General features: G+C 53.0%; 3 protein-coding genes. 1 reads left to right on the forward strand and 2 read right to left on the reverse strand.

The genetic code is table 11. From position 1 onward, the window contains the following. Positions 1-161 precede the first annotated feature (161 nt). Both CPPEL_RS11055 and CPPEL_RS11065 read right to left on the reverse strand, forming a co-directional pair. Positions 162-509: a hypothetical protein gene (locus tag CPPEL_RS11055; RefSeq protein ID WP_123961331.1), complete on the reverse strand. Its 348-nt coding sequence runs from the start codon at positions 507-509 to the stop codon at positions 162-164. Between the two features lie 227 nt (positions 510-736). Continuing rightward, positions 737-1,624, reverse strand: a complete 888-nt coding sequence (locus tag CPPEL_RS11065; protein WP_123961333.1) for a replication initiation protein — start codon at positions 1,622-1,624, stop codon at positions 737-739. Between the two features lie 393 nt (positions 1,625-2,017). Here CPPEL_RS11065 and CPPEL_RS11070 point away from each other — a divergent pair, with 393 nt between their 5' ends. Beyond that, on the forward strand, positions 2,018-2,275 hold the full coding sequence (locus tag CPPEL_RS11070; protein ID WP_123961334.1) for a hypothetical protein: 258 nt from the start codon (positions 2,018-2,020) through the stop codon (positions 2,273-2,275). The last annotated feature ends 833 nt before the right edge of the window (positions 2,276-3,108 follow it).

Here is a 3,108-nt window from a genome sequence, read left to right on the forward strand (position 1 = left end):
GTCAGGAATGGGAAGAAAACCTGGTCAGCGAATGCTGCAATGAAATGTGATGGCCGTAGGCATACTTATACAGCAACTATGACTTCAACTTGGGTAGGACCACCTTCATGGCGACCTAGAAGCATCTCGGGAAGCGAAACTAAAAAGGCTACGATCAAGTGCTAATTTTTTTTAAATTTGGCGCTTAAAGAATAGCCGTCATACTCGCTTTCTTTGGTGTACTCACCGCTTAGAAGAATCAATTGGGTTAGTTCTTCTCCTGAATGAGACTTTCGTTCGATGCCAAGCATTACTGCGAAGTCTCTTCCAAGCGCTTTTCGCTTTGACCATTCAAGAACTTCTTCTACATTTTTTGCATCTTCTAGGTAGTAGGCAAACCTTTCTCTCTCAGGTTCTCCACCTTCAACTTCTTCTACTTCGCCCCAAAAGAAGACGTAATAGTCTGGATTCTTACTTTTTTCTTCGTAGGGAAGCCAGAAATGACGGTCTCTAATCCTTTTGGCGATCATGTTCATGAATATATCTGTGAACGGTGCCTACGGAGTAACCAGTTTTTGCTGATATCGCTCTAATGCTCATTCCTGTTGACCGAAGTTCTTTAACGCGTTTTCGTTTCTCTTCTGCTCTGGCTAAGTAGTCATTTCGTGGCTCTGAAGTCCAGCGAATTATTGAACTTTTGGCAGCGCCAGTTCTCTCATGAAGTTCCTTCACTGACCAGCCATTCCTTGGATGTTGTTTAAGCATTTTTAGGAACCTCTATTAGCTTCTTAACCGTTTTTTTCGCATCATTTTTTCCCCAGCGTTTGTTGGCGCTTTTGCGTCCGCGTTCGGCTTGTTTTTGTTTGAGCCATTCGTCGGTGGGGATGGGGGCGATGTTGCGCCATGTCCATCTGGCGACGGAGCGGGCGATGTGGATGACTTCGTTGTGGTTGAGTGCTCCGCGTGTGTAGTCGTTGGCGATTTTGTCTTCGTTGCGCAGTGTGGCGCGGTCAAGGACGATGGCTTCCCATTCGGCTTGGTCTTGGTAGGAGCCTCGCCTGGTGTATGCCCATTTGCGTAGGTAGTCGAAGAGATCGACGTTTCGTCCAACGCCGCTGGTGGTGAGTGCTTTGTGGTCGTCGTAGCGGGGGAGTGCGCCGAGGTTGCTTAGTGCTGTGGCGAGTTCTTTGAGTCCGTAGCGGTGTTGGTCTTCTCCCCAGATGGGCAGGTGGGTTTCGCTGAGGGGGTTCTTGGTAATCCTGCCGGTAAAAGCTGGGTCGCCCTCAAGGATCGTTGCGAGTCCTGATTCGATGCGTGCGAGCAGTCGGATGGGGCGTCGGTTTGCGGCGTCTGTGAGGCACACAGGGGCTGCGAGGGCGTAGACGATGTGTCCTGAGTTGGTGTGGGGGTTTAACGCCGTCCAGGAGGGCGCAGGAAGCCCGAGAAGCCCGGGAAGTTCGTCTGCCATGCCGCCGTCGTGGTCGGTGATGATCAGCGACTGCAAAACCAGCGGGTTGGCTTCGATGTACGCCAGCGTGAGTGCTTTGGCTCGCGTGGTGCGTTTGTAGGTGCCGTCTTTCGCATCGGACGCCAGGGGTGCGCGGGGCATCCAACAGGCGTTGAGAAAGTCGGCGTGTGGGTTCATAGCGACCACTGTCGCACGGGGGTAGTCCAAACCCCGGCATTTCCACCGGCGTGTTCAAAGTTACCGATAACCGAATCAGATAATTCCGGTTTTGCGGGACGCAAAAGTGACTTACAGCACACCCGAAGGGTGTTCCTTCGCCACCCCCGCCGACCCTCCAACCGACCCTCCAACCGACCCTCCCGCACCGTCGATCCCTCAGAGTGCATAAGGTGTATCGTTTCGTCACTTGACGATTGAAGGGAAGGGGTTCTGGTCATGGGTGAGTGCGAGGTCTGCGGGGCACCCTTTGTGTGCGCGTCGGTTGGGCGTGCGCGCAGGTTCTGCTCGGCCGGGTGTCGGCAAAAGTCGTACCGGTTGCGGTTACGTGCCCGCATGGTTGCTGCGGGTGTAGTGGACGATCCATCGGCGGTGTCGTCGAGTCGTTCGCTTGCGCAGCGTCAAAAACAGCGCCAGGAGCGCCTGAGAGGCGCGGAACGTCCCCCGGTGGCACACGAACCCATCCAGGGTGTGAAAACGCCGCAAACGGGCTTAGAACGCGATCTGCGGGATATGGCGGCACTACGGCGAAAAGTAGGCGCGCAACAACGCCGCATCGAACACCTTGAGCAACAACTACGCATGTTCGGCATCGAACCCACCTACCCGTAACCCAGCCGCGCACTTACCCCTCGCCCCCATTGGTAGCGCACGCCCAACTTCCGTAGTCGCGTGCTGCCTTGCTGCTGTTTCGTTGCGTCACGCAGCAAAATCAACACACTTTATGCTCTCTGAGAATCGACGGTCACAGCCGCTGCTCACGCCGCGACAACAAACCTCCATTGGCAAGCGCACGGTGAGTGCTTGTGCTGCCCGGTGGGGTGGTACGTCCCCGCGCGATGAGCGAAAAAGCGCAAACTTATCCACACGGCATATAGGCGGTGCATATAGCCCGACTTATAACCCGATCCGACCACCGATTCTGGGTGAACCGGGTCGGGAAAATAGAAATGCCCTGTTTTGCGCCACCGAACAGCGAAAAACAGGGTGTTTTCACGCTGTAGAACTGGCCACAAGATGCCCAATCTCAACGTGGCGGAACTGTGCATATACGGGAACATATAGCTGGACGTATAAAAGGCCGGTCACATTTGGTGCCTAGGCTGGATTATCTCTTTCCGATTAAGTTTTGATAACTGTTTCCATTTTTTATAAATCGTTGAGTCGAAGTCTGTTACTTCTCTCATATGAGAAAAAGAATTTTTGCTTCTGCTCTTGCAGCATTGCTTATTGCCAGTCCAATCACTATTGGGCAACTTGCGCCTGTTTCTTATGCACAAACAATCAGTTGTGAAGGAAAACAGAACTCTCCACACATTTCGCATCATGTACCTGGGACAGTAAATGCCCAGGCTACTGTTCGATGTTCTGCTCCGATTACTTCGATTTCAGGAACGGTTCGCCTGGTTCGCGAAGATGGCAAGATAGTTTCTTCTGGTTTGGTT

It is taken from the genome of Corynebacterium pseudopelargi (assembly GCF_003814005.1).
GTDB classification, from domain to species: domain Bacteria; phylum Actinomycetota; class Actinomycetes; order Mycobacteriales; family Mycobacteriaceae; genus Corynebacterium; species Corynebacterium pseudopelargi.

Bases quoted from the DNA above. Each gene is read 5' to 3' on its own strand.
- CPPEL_RS11055 (WP_123961331.1), bottom strand. From the start codon at position 509: ATGATCGCCAAAAGGATTAGAGACCGTCATTTCTGGCTTCCCTACGAA.
- CPPEL_RS11065 (WP_123961333.1), bottom strand. From the start codon at position 1,624: ATGAACCCACACGCCGACTTTCTCAACGCCTGTTGGATGCCCCGCGCA.